General features: G+C 68.4%; 16 protein-coding genes. 10 read left to right on the forward strand and 6 right to left on the reverse strand.

Features of this window, described 5'->3' with window-relative positions; genetic code table 11:
* Positions 1-7: 7 nt before the first annotated feature.
* Both AC1Z3W_RS22380 and bluB read right to left on the reverse strand, forming a co-directional pair.
* Positions 8-1,177 (reverse strand): MFS transporter, encoded by a 1,170-nt coding sequence (locus tag AC1Z3W_RS22380; RefSeq protein WP_483508471.1) that lies wholly within the window; start codon positions 1,175-1,177, stop codon positions 8-10.
* Between the two features lie 276 nt (positions 1,178-1,453).
* Positions 1,454-2,215 carry a 5,6-dimethylbenzimidazole synthase gene (bluB, locus tag AC1Z3W_RS22385; RefSeq protein ID WP_483508472.1) on the reverse strand — a complete coding sequence of 254 codons (762 nt, stop codon included), beginning with the start codon at positions 2,213-2,215 and terminating at the stop codon, positions 1,454-1,456.
* Here bluB and AC1Z3W_RS22390 point away from each other — a divergent pair.
* Entirely contained in the window at positions 2,147-2,566 is a 420-nt protein-coding gene (locus AC1Z3W_RS22390) for a hypothetical protein (protein WP_483509645.1), read from the forward strand. The two genes, bluB and AC1Z3W_RS22390, sit on opposite strands and share 69 nt — an antisense overlap.
* Here the strand turns inward: AC1Z3W_RS22390 and AC1Z3W_RS22395 are convergent.
* Positions 2,550-3,548, reverse strand: a complete 999-nt coding sequence (locus tag AC1Z3W_RS22395; protein ID WP_124835133.1) for a 2-hydroxyacid dehydrogenase — start codon at positions 3,546-3,548, stop codon at positions 2,550-2,552. The genes AC1Z3W_RS22390 and AC1Z3W_RS22395 overlap by 17 nt on opposite strands.
* A gap of 30 nt (positions 3,549-3,578) precedes the next feature.
* The gene (locus AC1Z3W_RS22400; protein ID WP_057926156.1) at positions 3,579-4,565 is read right to left on the reverse strand and encodes a LysR family transcriptional regulator; all 987 of its coding nucleotides are present in this window, start codon (positions 4,563-4,565) and stop codon (positions 3,579-3,581) included.
* A gap of 509 nt (positions 4,566-5,074) precedes the next feature.
* Here AC1Z3W_RS22400 and AC1Z3W_RS22405 point away from each other — a divergent pair.
* Both AC1Z3W_RS22405 and AC1Z3W_RS22410 read left to right on the forward strand, forming a co-directional pair.
* Positions 5,075-5,281: a hypothetical protein gene (locus tag AC1Z3W_RS22405; protein ID WP_124835131.1), complete on the forward strand. Its 207-nt coding sequence runs from the start codon at positions 5,075-5,077 to the stop codon at positions 5,279-5,281.
* Between the two features lie 35 nt (positions 5,282-5,316).
* On the forward strand, positions 5,317-6,528 hold the full coding sequence (locus AC1Z3W_RS22410; protein WP_483508473.1) for a pyridoxal-phosphate-dependent aminotransferase family protein: 1,212 nt from the start codon (positions 5,317-5,319) through the stop codon (positions 6,526-6,528).
* A 65-nt stretch (positions 6,529-6,593) separates the two neighbouring features.
* Here the strand turns inward: AC1Z3W_RS22410 and AC1Z3W_RS22415 are convergent, their stop codons facing one another.
* A complete protein-coding gene (locus tag AC1Z3W_RS22415; RefSeq protein ID WP_483508474.1) occupies positions 6,594-7,529 on the reverse strand; it encodes an AraC family transcriptional regulator in 936 nt (311 codons plus the stop codon).
* A gap of 133 nt (positions 7,530-7,662) precedes the next feature.
* On the opposite strand from AC1Z3W_RS22415, the gene AC1Z3W_RS22420 reads away from it, so the two are divergent.
* From AC1Z3W_RS22420 to AC1Z3W_RS22430, 3 genes are read left to right on the forward strand one after another with little or no spacing between them, the layout of a single operon-like run.
* Positions 7,663-8,553 carry a DMT family transporter gene (locus AC1Z3W_RS22420; protein WP_057926153.1) on the forward strand — a complete coding sequence of 297 codons (891 nt, stop codon included), beginning with the start codon at positions 7,663-7,665 and terminating at the stop codon, positions 8,551-8,553.
* Entirely contained in the window at positions 8,550-8,819 is a 270-nt protein-coding gene (locus tag AC1Z3W_RS22425) for an RES domain-containing protein (RefSeq protein WP_483508475.1), read from the forward strand. Before AC1Z3W_RS22420 ends, AC1Z3W_RS22425 begins: the two co-directional genes overlap by 4 nt.
* 7 nt (positions 8,820-8,826) lie before the next feature.
* Positions 8,827-9,135 (forward strand): hypothetical protein, encoded by a 309-nt coding sequence (locus AC1Z3W_RS22430; RefSeq protein WP_483508476.1) that lies wholly within the window; start codon positions 8,827-8,829, stop codon positions 9,133-9,135.
* On the opposite strand, the gene AC1Z3W_RS22435 is transcribed toward AC1Z3W_RS22430, so the two are convergent.
* Positions 9,093-10,307 (reverse strand): MFS transporter, encoded by a 1,215-nt coding sequence (locus AC1Z3W_RS22435; protein ID WP_483508477.1) that lies wholly within the window; start codon positions 10,305-10,307, stop codon positions 9,093-9,095. The two genes, AC1Z3W_RS22430 and AC1Z3W_RS22435, sit on opposite strands and share 43 nt — an antisense overlap.
* A 370-nt stretch (positions 10,308-10,677) precedes the next feature.
* Between AC1Z3W_RS22435 and xdhA the strand changes: the two genes are divergently transcribed.
* From xdhA to AC1Z3W_RS22455, 4 genes are all read left to right on the forward strand, one after another.
* A complete protein-coding gene (xdhA, locus tag AC1Z3W_RS22440) occupies positions 10,678-12,237 on the forward strand; it encodes a xanthine dehydrogenase small subunit (RefSeq protein WP_483508478.1) in 1,560 nt (519 codons plus the stop codon).
* An 18-nt stretch (positions 12,238-12,255) separates the two neighbouring features.
* A complete protein-coding gene (gene xdhB, locus AC1Z3W_RS22445; RefSeq protein WP_483508479.1) occupies positions 12,256-14,619 on the forward strand; it encodes a xanthine dehydrogenase molybdopterin binding subunit in 2,364 nt (787 codons plus the stop codon).
* Positions 14,620-14,685: 66 nt separating this feature from the next.
* Complete coding sequence (gene xdhC, locus AC1Z3W_RS22450) at positions 14,686-15,348, forward strand: xanthine dehydrogenase accessory protein XdhC (protein ID WP_057926149.1); 663 nt, start codon at positions 14,686-14,688, stop codon at positions 15,346-15,348.
* 96 nt (positions 15,349-15,444) lie between these two features.
* Positions 15,445-15,846, forward strand: a complete 402-nt coding sequence (locus AC1Z3W_RS22455) for a polyketide cyclase (protein WP_124835127.1) — start codon at positions 15,445-15,447, stop codon at positions 15,844-15,846.
* The last annotated feature ends 43 nt before the right edge of the window (positions 15,847-15,889 follow it).

A 15,889-nucleotide genomic window follows, 5' to 3' on the forward strand; every position in this document is an offset into this window, starting at 1 on the left:
GGTTGCATCAGACGTACTCGGTCGGCACGGCTGCCGGACGACGTTCGAGCGACGCCGACCACAGCGTGAGCGCAAGCGCGGCGACGGCCATCGCGACACCGACCCACGGCAGCTTCACGAGCGACACGCCGGAGCCGATCGCCATCCCGCCGAGCCAGGCGCCCGTCGCGTTGCCGAGGTTGAACGCGCCCTGGTTCAGCGTCGACGCGAGGTTCGGCGCGTCGCTTGCGCGGTCGACGATCAGGATCTGCAGCGGCGGCACGATCGCGAACGCGAGGATGCCCCACACGAAGATCGTCGCGGGCGCGGCGAACGGCAGGTGCATCGTGCCCGCGAACAGCGCGAGGATCACGCCGATCAGCGCGAGCGTCGCGATCAGCGACGGCATCCGGCGCCAGTCGGCGAGCTTGCCGCCGAGCGTGCCGCCGACGGTCAGGCCGAGGCCGAACAGCAGCAGCACGTAGGTGACCTGGTGCGGCGAGAAGCCCGTCACGTCCTCGAGGATCGGCGTGATGTACGTGAACACGCTGAACAGGCTCGCGGACGCGAGCACGCTGATGCCGAGCACCATCAGCACCTGCGGGTGCTTCAGCACGCCGAATTCGCGCGTGATGCTGGTGTCGGGCATCGCGAGATGCTTCGGCAGGCATACCGCGAGCGCGGCGGCCGCGGCGATGCCGATGCCGGTGACGGCCCAGAACGTCGCGCGCCAGCCATAGGCCTGGCCGAGCGCGGTGCCGAGCGGCACGCCGAGCACGTTCGCGAGCGTGAGGCCGGTGAACATCAGCGCGATCGCCTGCGCGCGGCGGTTCGGCGCGACGAGATTGCTCGCGACCACCGAGCCGATCCCGAAGAATGCGCCGTGGCAGAACGCGGTGACGACGCGCGCGGCCATCAGCACCGCATAGCCGGGCGCGATCGCGCAGAACAGGTTGCCCGCGATGAACAGCCCGATCAGGCCCATCAGCGCGCGCTTGCGCGGCATTTTCGCGGTGACGATCGCGAGGATCGGCGCACCGATCGTCACGCCGAGCGCGTAGCCCGACACGAGCATCCCGGCGGCCGGGATCGATACGCCGAGGTCGCGGGCGACGTTGGGCAGCAGCCCCATGATCACGAATTCGGTGGTACCGATTCCAAAGGCGGCGACGGCAAGGGCGAAAAGAGGTAAGGGCATCGCGGGTGGGCTACCGAAAAGGCCGCGGCCCGAGGCCGGCGCGGGATGCGCGGGACGGGCAGGGCGGGGAGGCATCAGCCGCGATTCTACTTCAGTGAAAACCCCTATGCTCGGGGCCAAAACGGATGTTGCCGGCGTGCGACGGGGAAACGCGCAGGATGCCCAGAGTGTGGGATCTGGCGGTATGTTCGGCGGCGGCGGCGGCGGCGGCGGCAGGCGAAATATCGGGCCGGAGAGAAGCGGGCGGCACGTCTGTTCTACGCGCCGTGCGTTCGGTCAGCGGCCGGGAAGCGCCCCGGCTGGTGCCGAATCGGAGAGGCTGCCCGGTGCGGCAACCTCGGGCGACGGGGACGATTCCGCGACAGTGCTCGACGCCGCCGCACGATCGGCGGCTTGCGTCGCCGGCGCGTCCCAGCCGTTTTCGAACAGGCATGCCTCGATCGGCATGCGTGCGGCCCAGCGCTCCTCCTCGAGCATCGGCTTCGCATAGAACGCGTCGACATGCCCGACACACAGCACGGCGATCGGCTTCGCGCCGGCCGGCATGCCGAGCAGCGTGCGCAGCGCGTCGACGTCGAACAGCGACACCCAGCCCATCCCGAGCCCTTCGGCGCGCGCGGCGAGCCACATGTTCTGGATCGCGCAGGCGGCGGATGCGAGGTCCATCTCCGGCAGCGTGCGGCGGCCGAACACGTGGCGCTCGCGGTCGTCGGTCAGCGCGACGACCAGCAGCTCGCCGCATTCGCGCACGCCTTCGACCTTCAGCCGCATGAATTCGTCCTGGCGCTCGCCGAGCGCGTCGGCGGTCGCGCGGCGCTCGGCCTCGACCAGCGCGTGGATCGCGGTGCGCAGCGCGGCGTCGGTGATGCGGATGAAGCGCCAAGGCTGCATGAAGCCGACGCTCGGCGCGTGGTGCGCGGCGCGCAGCAATCGCGCGAGCGTGGCCGGATCGACGGGCGCCGGCGTGAAATGGCGCATGTCGCGCCGTTCGAAGATGGCGCGGTAGACCGCGGCAATGGCGGAGTCGTCGAAACGCATGGGCGGCAGAAGCAGGGGGAAGTCGGCGCAACGATAGCAGACGCCGCGCGTGCGGCGTTACATCAGTCGAAACAAAGTGACGAATCGTTGATGGATGGGGGCGCCGAACGTGGAATGCGTAACGCCGAGCGCCGAACGCCGAACGCCGAATGCCGAATGCCGAATGCCGAATGCCGAATGCCGAATGCCGAATGCCGAATGCCGAATGCCGAGCGCCGAGCGCCGAGCGCCGAGCGCCGAGCGCCGAATGCCGAATGCCGAATGCCGAATGCCGAATGCCGAACGCCGAACGCCGAACGCCGAATGCCGAATGCCGAATGCCGAATGCCGCGGATCAGCGCCCCGTCGTGACGACGTTGGTCGGCGTGCCGGCGTGCCATGCCTCGATGTTCAGTAGCGTCGTGTGCGCGATCTCGGCGAGCGCCTCGCGCGTGAAGAACGCCTGGTGCGACGTGACGATCACGTTCGGGAACGTCAGCAGGCGCGCGAGCACGTCGTCCTGCAGCGGCAGGTCGGAGTGATCCTCGAAGAAGAGGCCGCTTTCCTCTTCGTACACGTCGAGCCCGAGATGGCCGAGCTGGCCGCTCTTGAGCGCGTCGACCAGCGCCTGCGCATCGACGAGGCCGCCGCGGCCGGTATTGATCAGCATCGCGCCGTGCTTCATCCGCGCGAGCGTCTGCGTATTGATCAGATGATGCGTCGACGGCAGCAACGGGCAGTGCAGGCTGACGATGTCGGCATGGTGCAGCAGCTCGTCGAGGTCGACGTAGCGCGCGCCGAACGCGATCAGCTCGTCGTCGTACGGCGGCATCGAGTGCGCGAGCACGTGCATGCCGAAGCCCATCATGATCTTCGCGAACACGCGGCCGATCAGGCCGGTGCCGATCACGCCGACGGTCTTGCCGTGCAGGTCGAAGCCGAGCAGCCCGTTCAGCGAGAAGTCGCCCTCGCGCGTGCGCGCAACCGCGCGCGGCAGGCGGCGGTTGAGCGCGAGGATCAGCGCGACCGCGTGTTCGGCGACCGCATGCGGCGAATACGCAGGCACGCGCACGACCGCGATGCCGAGCCGCTCGGCGGCCGCCAGGTCGACATGATTGAACCCGGCCGAGCGCAGCGCGATCAGGCGCGTGCCGCCGTCGGCGAGCCGCTCGAGCACGGTCGCGTCGACCGTGTCGTTGACGAACGGACAGACGACCTCATAGCCGTGCGCGAGGATCGCGGTTTCCGCGTCGAGATGGGACGGCTGGAAGTGCAGCCGATAGCCGAACTGCCGGTTGGCGGTGGTAAACGATTCGTCGTCGTACTGCCGGCTGCTGAACAGGATTACGCGCACGCTGCACCTCCGATGGCTGTCGCGTGCAGTTTACTGCAGGCCCGTCTGCCGGCCCGTGACGACATCGACGCGATCGGGCGTGCGCAGGAAGCCGTAGCCGGTCCGCCCGCGGGCCGCCTGCACGCCGAAATACTCGAGCGCGTGCTCGACGAAGCTGCGCGTGCGGGCCGGCACGTACTGGCGATTCGGGTAGACGAGCGACAGCTGGGCATCCGGGTCGTCGATCCGGTAGGCGGGCAACAGCCGCACGAGCGTGCCGGCGGCGAGCGCGTCGGCGATGCACGGCTCGGGCAACACGGCGATGCCGGCCCCGGCGACGACTGCCGCCTGCACGAGCGTCAGCTGGTTGACGGTGCAGGTCGGGCGCACCGTGATCGAATGCGTGACGCCGTCGTGGCCGACCAGCCGCCACGCGGGCGCATGCTGGTGCGGTGCGAGCGCGACCCAGTCGTGGCCCGGCAGGTCGTCGGGCGCGCGCGGCTCGCCGCGTCGTTCGAGATAGGCGGGCGCCGCGCAGGCGACGAACGGGTTCGGCGCGAGGGCGTGGCCGATCAGCGTCGGGTTGCCGTCGAGCCGGTTGCCGGTCACGATGCCGACGTCGTAGCCCGAATCGAGCACGTCGAGCGGCCCTTCGGCGACGGTGAGCTGCACGCGCAGCTCGGGGTAGCGGTGGCGGAAACTGCTGACGAGCGGCGTCAGCGCGAGCGGCGACAGCAGGCCCGACGCGACGACGCGCAGCGTGCCGGCCGGCTCGCGCACCGCGTGTGCGACGGATGCCTCGAGGTGATCGAATTCCTCTAGCAGCGCGCGACAGCCGTCGAGGTAGCGCAGGCCGGCCTCGGTCAGCGACAGGTTGCGCGTGGTGCGATGGATCAACCGCGTGTTCAGGTGCGACTCGAGCATCGCGATCGAACGCGTGACGAGCGCATTGGACACGCCTAGATGGTGCGCCGCGCGCCGGAAGCTCTGCTGCTCGGCGACGCAGACGAACACACGCATGGTCTGAATCTGGTTCATGGCTCGCGAATTTCTGGCCCGGTTGATTGATTTCCGTTGTGATTTTTCGTGGCACGACCGGGAAAACCGTCGCGCAACCTCCGGTTCTCGTTCGTATCGAAAAATCGGTTTTCGATTCTGCAGATGATTGTTCATGACGGAAGCGATAGCCGTCAACCTGAGAAAAGGGGCGGGTTGCGTAAAATCGAAATCACGGGTATCGCTTTAACGAATCGGTGTCGCGTATGCGGGCTGGGGATAGCCGTGGCGTATTGGATGGCGGTCGCATGAGATTTGAATATCATCATTTAAATCAATGTGTTATCCGTAATCGTGGGGTTGGGTGCGGTAATTGGTGAAATTGCTCACCAATAGATGTAACGGTAATGGATGTTTTTTGAACAGGTCCCGTTTTCGTGGATCGACTCCACTTGCGCGATTTTTATCGTGATGACCGGTATTCCGGTCGATGCGCGCGTCCTGATGAACGCAGGTATCCGGGGCTTGTCGCAATATTGCGGGAGAAAATCATGGGCATCGACCCGCGGGATGGAGCCGTTTCGCATGCGATGGGCAATGCCGCGGCAATACGAAGCGCGGTCGTCCGGCGTGTGCGCGGCCGGCTGGCCCGGTCTGTCGACCGGGCCAGCGTCACGCTGTCCGGCCGCGTGTGCCTCTTGCGCGCGGGCTCGGAACGCGGAATGATCGATCCGTTCGCCATGCCGTGCGGCGAATGACGTCCGCGCGTTTCTTTCTTCCTCTTTTGCCAGCCATGTCCATCGATTACTCGCCGATTCCCTGTCCCATCGTCGTGCCGCTCGACGCGATCCTGCCCGAAGAACCGCTGCTGATGATGGGGGCCGGCCCGGTCCCGATCCCGGCCGCCGTCGCGAAGGCGAACACGATCGTGATCAACCACCTCGGCGCGACGATGGCGAAGATCATCGAGCAGGTGAAGGAGATGGCGCGCTACGTGTTCCAGACCCGCACGAAATGGGTGCTCGGCGTCGCCGGCCCCGGCTCCGCGGCGATGGAAATGGCGATCTCGAACCTCGCGTGGCGCGGCACGCGCGTGCTGTCGATCCGCAACGGCTTCTTCAGCGCTCGGATGGCCGAGATGGCGACGCGCGTCGGTGCCGACGTCGCGACGCTCGAAGTGGCCGACCGCTCGGTCGCGAGCCTCGACGAGATCGCCGACGCGATCGCGCGCGAGCGGCCCGAGATCGTCACGATCGTGCAGGGTGAGACGTCGAACACCGTATGGAACCGCGACCTGCGCGACATCGCGGCACTCGCGAAGGCGGCCGGCGCGCTGGTCGTCGTCGATGCGGTGTGCACGCTGTCGACGATGCCGCTCGAAATGGACGCGTGGGGCATCGACGCGGTGATCACGGGCGGCCAGAAGGGGCTGTCGTCGATCCCCGGCGTGTCGCTGATCGCATTCTCCGACGCCGCGTGGGAGCGCATGAAGCAGCGTCCGGAACCGAACGCGCACTGGTGCCTCGACATGGCGCTCGCGGAGAACTTCTGGCACAACGCGGGCTATCACTACACGGCGCCGGTGTCGGGCGTGCTCGCGCTGCACGAGGCGCTGCGCCTCGTCTGCGCGGAGACGCTCGAAAGCCGCTTCGCGCGCCACCTGCGCTGCTCGCTCGCGCTGCAGGCGGGCGTCGAGGCGATGGGGCTCACGCTCTATGCGCCGAAGGACTGCCGGCTCAATTCGGTGGTGGGAATCGAGACGCCCGAAGGGCTCACGCCCGGCATGGTGTGCGGCCATATCTCGAAGCAGTACCAGGTCGAGATCTCGGGCTCGTTCGGGCTGCCGATCGTGCGGATCGGGCAGATGGGCGAACAGTGCCGCGAACACAACCTGTTCCGCACGCTGCATGCGTTCGGCCGCACGATGTTCGATCTGAAGGTGCCGGTCGACCTGCCGGCCGGCGTGGCCGCGCTCGAGCAGGAATTGTCGCAGCGGGGCGTGTAAGCAGCGGGACGCGCGCGGGGCCGGGTGCGCCGCGCGCAACGGATCGTCGAACGCCGGGGCGCGGCTCAGCCGCCCTGCATTGCCCGGCGATACGCGTTCGGCGTCGTGCCGTGCGCGTCGCGAAAGCGATGGCTGAAGTGGCCGGCGTTCGCGTAGCCGCATTCGGCGGCGACCTGCGCGAGCGGCAGCGCCGTCGTGCGCAGCAGCAGGCGCGCCCGCGCGAGCCGCTGCTCGGCGACCCACGCATGCGGCGCGCGGCCGAACGACAGCCGGAACATCCGCGAGAAGTGATACTCGGACAGCGCGGCGACGTCCGCCAGTTCGCCGAGCGTCAGCGGCTGCGACAGGTAGCTGTCGATATAGTCGCGCACGCGGCGGCGCACGGCCGGCGCGAGCCCGCCGCGAGACGGCACGTCGGTGCGGGTCGTGCTCTGGCCGCGCAGCAGCAGGCTCAGCACGTCGTGCGCGGCCTCGTTTACGCGCAGCCGCCCGTCGGCATCGTCCCAGCGCTCCAGCGCGAGCGAACGGAATTGCGCCGCGACGCGCGCATCCTCGAAATAGGTGCGGTCGGCAAGCTTCAGCTCGCGCGGCTCGCGATCGAGCTCGCGGATCGCGCGCTGCGTGAAGTGCTCGGGCAGGAAGTACAGGTGGATGAAGTGCATCTCGCCGCGCACCCACCAGCGCGATTCATGGTCGCCCGGCAGCGCGCACAGCAGGCTCGGCGCGCCGTAGCGCGGCACGCGTTCACGTTCCGTCCGGTAGCCGCCGTCGAGATAGCACGACAGCGTATGGTGGCCGGGCTGTTCGTAGATCGTCTCGCTTTCGTCGGTGATGCGCGTCCATTCGGCGATCGCGAGATGGTCGCCGAGCCACGTGAAACGCTCGAGCGTCGCGTTCGCCTCGGCGAGCGTGCGGCATACCGACTGCAGGCCGAACGGCATCGCGCCGCCGGCAAGGGCGGCCGCGTGATCGACGGGCGGGGCGTACAGGGGCGAACTCATGGTGCGACGAGTATAAGCGCGCGCGCGGCGGGCCGTGCGGCGGCCCGTAAAAGACCGCAATTCCGGACAATCCGTGCGGGCGGGGCGGCGGCATAGTCGGCTTCCGTTTCACTCGTTTCGCTTCGTTGCCGCCATGAACCTGTCGCTTTATTTCGTCACCGTGCTGATCTGGGGCACCACCTGGATCGCGATCAAATGGCAGCTCGGCGCCGTGCCGCCGCCCGTGTCGATCGCATGGCGCTTCTGGCTCGCGGCCGCCGTGCTGTTCGCGCTGCTGCGCGTGATGCGCCGGCCGGTGCGCCCGCCGCGCGAAGCGTGGCGCTACCTCGTCGCGCAGGGTTTCGCGCTGTTCTGCCTGAATTTCCTGTGCTTCTACTATTCGGAGCAGGTCGTGCCGAGCGGACTCGTCGCGGTGATCTTCTCGACCGCGCCGCTGCTGAATTCGATCAACGGCCGGCTGTTCATGGGCCGCCCGCTGCGGCCGTCGGCGATCGCCGGCGCGCTGCTCGGGCTGACCGGCATCGCGTGCCTGTTCTGGCAGCAGATGGCCGGCCACCTCGACGATCACGCCACGTGGGTGGGCCTCGCGATCGCGTTCGCGGGCACGATGTGCTTCTCGGCCGGCAATTTGCTGTCGAGCCGGATGCAGTCGATGGGCCTGCATCCGCTCGCAACCAACGGCTGGGCGATGTTGATCGGCGCGGCGATCCTGACGGTCGGCAGCGCGGCGGCCGGGCTGCCGTTCATGATCGACCCGAGCCCGCGCTATCTCGGCGCGCTCGTCTATCTCGCGGTGCCGGGCTCGGTGATCGGGTTCACCGCGTACCTGACCCTCGTCGGCCGGATCGGGCCGGAGCGCGCAGCGTACTGCACGGTGCTGTTCCCGATCGTCGCGCTGGCCGTGTCGACCGTGTTCGAGGGTTATCAGTGGTCGCCGCTCGCGGTGATCGGGCTGCTGCTCGTGCTGGCCGGCAATCTCGTTGCGTTCGACCTGACGCGCCGGTTGTTTCTGCGCACGGCGTGATCGGCGAGCCGTACTTCGGCAAGGCGGGCGGCAACCGCTTCGACGATCCGCGTCCGCGGCGCCGGTACGGCACCAGCTATTTCGGTTTCGATTTGCATTGCGCATTCGCCGAGACGGTGCTGCACGACGAAGTCGCCGATCTGGAGCTGGGCGGCTTTCCGCTCGTGACGACCGAGCTCGATCGCTACGTGTTTTCATTTGACGGCGCGCCGTTGAACGTGGCCGTCCTGCACGGCTTGCTTGCCGCTGAAGAGCCTGGGCGGTGATGGCGCGTTGTCGACCATCGTGCCGTACGACGTTCCGCAGCAGTGGTCGCTTGCCGTCCATCGGCATCACCAGCGGGTCGACGGCTTTCTATATATGTCCCGCCATCTCAACACATCGGAAGCGCTCGTGCTCTTCGATCGTGCCGAACCCAGGCTTTCGCTCTTTCGCTCACGAACGCCGTTCCGTTCCGGCGCCATCCCCAAGCCGTCGGCGTATTGCGGGAATTCAACGTGTTGCCGCGTTGAACGGCGCTGCACGCGCCGCAATACGGCTCAAGCCGCCGCGCCGCTCCCCGCGATCCGCGCCTGCCGCTGATACAGCACCATCGACAGCGCGACGCCCGCCGCGGCCGCCGCCGCCGCGAACAGGAACACTTGCGGATAGCCGAACGCACCGGCCACATAGCCGGCGAGCGGGCCGGTAATGCCGAGCGACAGGTCGAGGAACACCGAATATGCGGACAGCGCCGCGCCGCGGCTCGCCGGCGGCACGAGCGCGACGGCCTCGACGCCGAGCGCCGGGAAGATCAGCGCGAAGCCGAAACCGGTCAGCGCGGCGCCGACGAGCGCGACGTGCGGCACGGGCGCGAGCCACAGCAGCACGAGGCCCGAGCATTCGAACGCGAACGACACGATCGCGACGCGGAAGCCGCCGTAGGTCTTGATCGTGTTCGCGAACAGCAGGCGCGCGCCGATGAACAGCGTGCCGAACACGGTCAGCGACAGCGCGGCGTTCGGCCAGTGGCGCGCCGCGTAGTACAGCGTGACGAAGGTCGCGATCGAGCCGAAGCCGGCCGAGCCGAGCGCGAGGCCGAGACCGTGCGGCAGCACGCGCGTGAACACGCTCGCATACGACATCCGCTCGCCGTGCACGAGCGGCACGGAATCGATCAGGCGTGCGAGGTAGAAGCCGATCGCGGCGAGCGCGATCACGATCACGCCGATCAGCGCCGGGTTCAGCGTATGCGCGATCGCGACGCCGACCGGCGCGCCGAGCGCGAGCGCGCCGTAGGTCGCGATACCGTTCCACGAGATCACCTTCGCGTTGTGCGCGACGCCGACCCGGCCGATGCCCCACAGGATCGCGCCGGTGCCGCACAGGCTTTCGCCGACGCCGAGCACGAGGCGGCTCGCGACCAGCAGCACGAGGCTTGCGACCGGCCAGTGGGCCAGCAGCAGCGCGACGAGCAGCAGCACGCCCGACACGCCGCAGCCGATCAGCCCGCGCAGCACCGTCTGCTTCGGCCCGAGCGTATCGGCGAAGCGCCCGGCGAGCGGGCGTGACGCGAGTGTCGCGAAATACTGGACGCTGATCGCGCCGCCCGCGACGATCGCGGAAAAGCCGAGATCGTCGTGGACGAAGCCCGGCAGCACGGCGAGCGGCAGGCCGATGGTCAGGTAGCAGATGAACGTGAAGCAGACGACGGACACGATTTGCAGCGTGACCGCGAACCCGCTGCGCGGCGGTGTGGCGGAATCGGATGACATGGGGTCGGAACGAATGAGCGAAACGGAACGGAAGGCGGCGAAAAACGGAATCGGGATTTTCCCATGGAACCGGTTTTCACGCAGGTACCATTTAGTTAATCGCGACCTGTTTCATCGCTGATGGGTCGCTGACGGATCGCCGAAGAATCGCCGACGAAGCGGCGCAAGCAGGCCCGAAACGCAGGCGCGGCAATGCGCGAGACGGCCGCCGGGCGGCCCCGGTGCTCATATCGCGGCAGTTATATGGGCCCCATGCGTGATGGGCTATGGGTTGCGGAATTTGATGGTGATAGCGTGCAAACTGTCAGAGAAACGTCGGTCGAGCGCCCCGCGCTGGCCGCCTTGCCCCCACTTGAAGAACGATAGAGACATGAGTGAGCCGATTCGCTTCTACCATCGTCACGCGATCCGCGAAGTCAGCGGCGCGGACGTCACCCGCACCGTGCTGCAGTATCTGCGCGAGGATGCGCATTGCACCGGTACCAAGGAAGGCTGCGCGGAAGGCGACTGCGGCGCGTGCACGGTCGTCGTCGGCGAGTTGACCGACGCGGGCACGGTCGAGTTCAAGGCCGTCAACGCCTGCATCCAGTTCCTGCCGACGCTGGACGGCAAGGCGTTGCTGACGGTGGAAGACCTGCGTCAGCCGGACGGTTCGCTGCACCCGGTGCAGCAGGCGATGGTCGACTGTCACGGGTCGCAATGCGGGTTCTGCACGCCCGGCTTCGTGATGTCGATGTGGGCGCTGTACGAGAAGCACGGCCATGAAGGCTGCGGCAGCGCGTGTGCGAAGGCGAAGGACGTGCCGACGCGCACCGAGATCGCCGATGCGCTGACCGGCAACCTGTGCCGCTGCACCGGCTACCGGCCGATCGTCGATGCGGCGGTGCAGATGTTCGACGCGGCCGGCGAAGGTGCGCCCGCGCCGGCGGCGCCGGTCGACACGGCCGCACTTGCCCGCACGCTCGCCTCGCTCAAGCGCGACGATACGTTCGACTACACGACGATCGACGGCGCGCGCTTCGCGGCGCCGCGCACGCTCGACGCGCTGGCCGCGTTGAAGGCCGGGCGTCCGGACGCACGGATCCTCGCCGGCAGCACCGACATGGGCCTGTGGGTCACCAAGCAGATGCGCCGGCTCGACGACCTGATCTACGTCGGCCAGATCGCCGAGCTGCAGACCATCGTGCACGGCGACGACTGGATCGAAATCGGTGCGGGCGTGACGGTCGAGAAAGGGTATGCGGCACTCGCCGGCACGTATCCGGAGCTGACCGAAATGTGGAAGCGCTTCGCGTCGCTGCCGATCCGTAACGCAGGGACGATCGGCGGCAACGTCGCGAACGGCTCGCCGATCGGCGACTCGATGCCGGGCCTGATCGCGCTCGGCGCGCGCGTCGTGCTGCGCGGCGGCGACACGGTGCGCGAGCTGCCGCTCGAGGCGCTCTACACCGGCTATCAGCAAAAGGACATGGCGCCGCACGAATTCGTCGTCGGCCTGAAGGTGCCGACCCGCACCGGCGCGCGCGCGAAACTGCAGTTCCGCACCTACAAGCTGTCGAAGCGGTTCGACTCCGACATTTCGGCGGTGTGCGCGGCATTCGCGTTCATCGCGGACGGCGAGCTGATCCGCGAGCCGCGCATCGCATTCGGCGGGATGGCCGCGACGCCGAAACGCGCGACGCATACGGAAAGCCTGCTCGATGGCGCGCAGTGGCACGAAGCCACCGCGCAGGCCGCGATGCAGGCGCTCGAGCGCGACTACCAGCCGCTCACCGACATGCGTGCGACGAGCGCGTACCGCCTCGATACCGCGAAGAACCTGATGTATCGATTCTGGCTGGAGACGCGCCCGCACGACCCGCTGCCGCCGCAGGCGTTGAACGTGCGTGAAGTCGCCGCCGAAGTTGCCAACGACGCGGCGCGCGTCTGAAGAGGGAGAACACCGAACATGAACCAGCAAGCAGAACCGTTCCTGAGCACCCTCGACCCGCAAGCCGATGCTGCGCAGGTGCATGTATCCCGCGCGCACGAATCCGCCCACCTGCACGTGAGCGGACGCGCGACCTACACCGACGACATCCCGCTCGTCGCGGGCACGCTGCACGCGGCGCTCGGGTTGTCCGCGAAGCCGCACGCGAAGATCGTGTCGATGAACTTCGACGCGGTGCGCGCGACGCCCGGCGTGGTCGCCGTGTTTACGGCCGACGATATTCCCGGCGTCAACGATTGCGGCCCGATCATCCACGACGACCCGGTGCTCGCGAAGGGCATCGTGCAGTTCGTCGGCCAGCCGATGTTCATCGTCGTCGCAACCTCGCACGAGATCGCACGGCTCGCCGCGCGCCGCGCGCAGGTCGACTACGAGGAGCTGCCCGCGATCCTGACCGCGCAGGAAGCGCGCAAGGCCGAAACCTACGTGATCCCGCCGCTGAAGCTCGCGCGCGGCGACGCGGCCGCGCGGCTCGCCGCCGCGCCGCATCGCGAGTCGGGCGAGATGCTGCTCGGCGGCCAGGAACAGTTCTACCTCGAAGGGCAGATCGCGTACGCGGTGCCGAAGGACGACGACGGGATGCACGTGTTCTGCTCGACGCAGCACCCGAGCGAAATGCAGCACCTCGTCGCGCACGTGCTCGGCGTCGCGTCGCACAACGTGCTGGTCGAATGCCGCCGGATGGGCGGCGGGTTCGGCGGCAAGGAATCGCAGTCGGGCCTGTTCGCATGCTGCGCGGCGCTCGCCGCGTGGAAGCTGCTGTGCCCCGTGAAGCTGCGTCCGGACCGCGACGACGACATGATGATCACCGGCAAGCGGCACGACTTCCATTACCGCTTCGACGTCGGCTACGACGACGACGGCCGCCTCGACGGCGTCGCGCTCGACATGACGTCGCGCTGCGGTTTCTCGGCCGACCTGTCGGGCCCGGTGATGACGCGCGCGGTGTGCCACTTCGACAACGCGTACTGGCTCGGCGACGTCGACATCGCCGGCTACTGCGGCAAGACCAACACGCAGTCGAACACCGCGTTCCGCGGCTTCGGCGGCCCGCAGGGCGCGTTCGCGATCGAGACCATCCTCGACAACGTCGCGCGCTCGCTCGGTCGCGATCCGCTCGACGTGCGCTACGCGAACCTGTACGGCAAGACCGAGCGCAACGTCACACCGTACGGGCAGACGGTCGAGGACAACGTGCTGCAGGAACTGCTCGGCGAACTCGAGGCGACGAGCGACTACCGCGCGCGGCGCGCGGGCGTGCGTGAATTCAACGCACGCAACACGGTGCTGAAGAAGGGCATCGCGCTCACGCCGGTGAAGTTCGGCATCGCGTTCAACGTCACGCACTTCAACCAGGCCGGCGCGCTGGTGCACATCTACACCGACGGCTCGGTGCTCGTGAACCACGGCGGCACGGAGATGGGGCAGGGGCTCAACACGAAGGTCGCGCAGGTCGTCGCGCACGAACTCGGCATTCGCTTCGGCCGGATCCGCGTGACCGCGACCGACACGAGCAAGGTCGCGAACACGTCCGCGACGGCTGCATCGACCGGCTCCGACCTGAACGGCAAGGCCGCGCAGGACGCCGCGCGCCAGTTGCGCGAGCGGCTCGCGGCATTCGCGGCGAAGCAGTTCGGCGATGGCAAGGTCGATGCGGCCGACGTGAAGTTCGGCAACGACTTCGTGTGGGTCGGCAGCGCGAGCGTGCCGTTCGGCGAGGTGATCGCGAAGGCGTACCTCGCGCGCGTTCAGCTGTGGTCCGACGGCTTCTACGCGACGCCGAAGCTGTACTGGGATCAGTCGAAGCTGCAGGGCCGGCCGTTCTACTACTACTCGTACGGCGCGGCCGTGTCGGAAGTCGTGATCGACACGCTGACGGGCGAAATGCGCACGCTGCGCGTCGATGCGCTGCACGACGTCGGCGCGTCGCTGAACCCGGCGCTCGACATCGGCCAGGTCGAAGGCGCGTTCATCCAGGGGATGGGCTGGCTCACGACCGAGGAGCTGTGGTGGAACAAGGGCGGCAAGCTGATGACGCACGCGCCGTCCACGTACAAGATCCCGACCGTCAACGACACGCCGCCCGAATTCAACGTGCGGCTGTTCCAGAATCGCAATGTGGAGGACAGCATCCATCGTTCGAAGGCCGTCGGCGAGCCGCCGCTGCTGCTGCCGTTCTCGGTGTTCTTCGCGGTGCGCGACGCGATCGCCGCGATCGGCGACTACCGCGTGAATCCGCCGCTCGACGCGCCGGCCACCGGCGAGTCGATCCTGCGCGCGTTGCATGCGGTGCGTGCGGCGAGCGCCGCACGGGCAGGCTGATATGGAAATGGCCCGCACGCTCATTTCGTTCGCTGCCCCCTGCGGGACGGCCCGGCGGAGGCTGATATGAACGGCCCCGCTCGTTCGCTGCGTGCCGCGTCGCATGCGCCCGTCGCCGGGTGCGACGGCGTGTGCGGCGCCTCGCCCGCGCAGCCGTTCGCGCAAGGCACCGGCCGGCGCAACCGCGCGAGCGCCGCGCCGCCACCGATGCACGTCGTGCTGTTCGGCGCGGGGCACGTCGGCCACGCGCTCGTCACGCTGCTCGGCGCGTTGCCGTGCGTCGTGCAGTGGGTCGACACGCGCGACGAGCTGTTCCCGGATGAATGTCCGCCGAACGTGCAGCCGGAGCCGACCGACACGCCTGAGGCCGTCGTCGACGCGGCGCCGCCCGGCGCGTATTTCCTCGTGATGACGCACAACCACGCACTCGACTTCTCGCTCGCCGCGCAGATCATGCGGCGGCGCGACTTCGCCTATTTCGGGATGATCGGCTCGCGCACCAAGCGCGTGAAGTTCGAGCGCCGGCTCGCCGCGCGCGGCGTCGATCCGGCGCGGCTCACGGAGATGGTGTGCCCGATCGGTGTCGCGGGCATCGTCGACAAGGCGCCCGGCGCGATCGCGGTGGCCGTCTGCGCGGAACTGCTGCAGGCCCGCTCGGGGATGCCGGTGGCCGATGCGAAGGCGGCCGCGGCCGCGCGCGTGCGCGACGACCTGAGCTGCGCGCGCTGACGACGAGGGGCCGACGCTCGACGCACGTCCGCGCGTTTTTGCCTACACTGCACGGATCGCGTGGCATCGGTGCCGCGCGTCATGCGTGCAGGTGCCATGTCCGATCATCAGGTCTATCTCGACGCGCTCGATGCGAGCCTCGTCGCCATCGAGCGCTGGCTGTCCGGCGCCGATACGGAACCCGCGGCGCTCGATGCGCTGCTCGCGCCTTTTTCCGCCGATTTCACGATGATCATGACCGACGGCCGCGTGCTCGACCATGAAGGCACGCGCGCGCTGTTCGCGAAACTCGGCGGCGCGAAGCCGGGTCTGCGCATCGCGCTGTCGGACATCCGCGTGCTCGCGGCCGACGCGTCGCATGTGGTGCTCACCTATCTCGAAGCGCAGCATGCGGCGTCGGGCGAACTGCCCGCGCGTCGCGCGACCGCCGTGTTCGCGCGCGACGCGGCAGGCGTCGTGCGCTGGAGCCATCTGCAGGAAACCTTCTGCACGGCCTGAGCGGCGGCCGCGTTGCGTGATTCCGCGCGGGCCGTCCCGCGCC

This window comes from Burkholderia sp. 10_S31 (assembly GCF_056930375.1).

Bases quoted from the DNA above. Each gene is read 5' to 3' on its own strand.
- AC1Z3W_RS22380 (WP_483508471.1), bottom strand. From the start codon at position 1,177: ATGCCCTTACCTCTTTTCGCCCTTGCCGTCGCCGCCTTTGGAATCGGT.
- AC1Z3W_RS22390 (WP_483509645.1), top strand. From the start codon at position 2,147: ATGGCGCATGTCGCGCCGTTCGAAGATGGCGCGGTAGACCGCGGCAAT.
- bluB (WP_483508472.1), bottom strand. From the start codon at position 2,215: ATGCGTTTCGACGACTCCGCCATTGCCGCGGTCTACCGCGCCATCTTC.
- AC1Z3W_RS22400 (WP_057926156.1), bottom strand. From the start codon at position 4,565: ATGAACCAGATTCAGACCATGCGTGTGTTCGTCTGCGTCGCCGAGCAG.
- AC1Z3W_RS22405 (WP_124835131.1), top strand. From the start codon at position 5,075: ATGGGCATCGACCCGCGGGATGGAGCCGTTTCGCATGCGATGGGCAAT.
- AC1Z3W_RS22410 (WP_483508473.1), top strand. From the start codon at position 5,317: ATGTCCATCGATTACTCGCCGATTCCCTGTCCCATCGTCGTGCCGCTC.
- AC1Z3W_RS22415 (WP_483508474.1), bottom strand. From the start codon at position 7,529: ATGAGTTCGCCCCTGTACGCCCCGCCCGTCGATCACGCGGCCGCCCTT.
- AC1Z3W_RS22420 (WP_057926153.1), top strand. From the start codon at position 7,663: ATGAACCTGTCGCTTTATTTCGTCACCGTGCTGATCTGGGGCACCACC.
- AC1Z3W_RS22435 (WP_483508477.1), bottom strand. From the start codon at position 10,307: ATGTCATCCGATTCCGCCACACCGCCGCGCAGCGGGTTCGCGGTCACG.
- xdhA (WP_483508478.1), top strand. From the start codon at position 10,678: ATGAGTGAGCCGATTCGCTTCTACCATCGTCACGCGATCCGCGAAGTC.
- xdhB (WP_483508479.1), top strand. From the start codon at position 12,256: ATGAACCAGCAAGCAGAACCGTTCCTGAGCACCCTCGACCCGCAAGCC.
- xdhC (WP_057926149.1), top strand. From the start codon at position 14,686: ATGAACGGCCCCGCTCGTTCGCTGCGTGCCGCGTCGCATGCGCCCGTC.
- AC1Z3W_RS22455 (WP_124835127.1), top strand. From the start codon at position 15,445: ATGTCCGATCATCAGGTCTATCTCGACGCGCTCGATGCGAGCCTCGTC.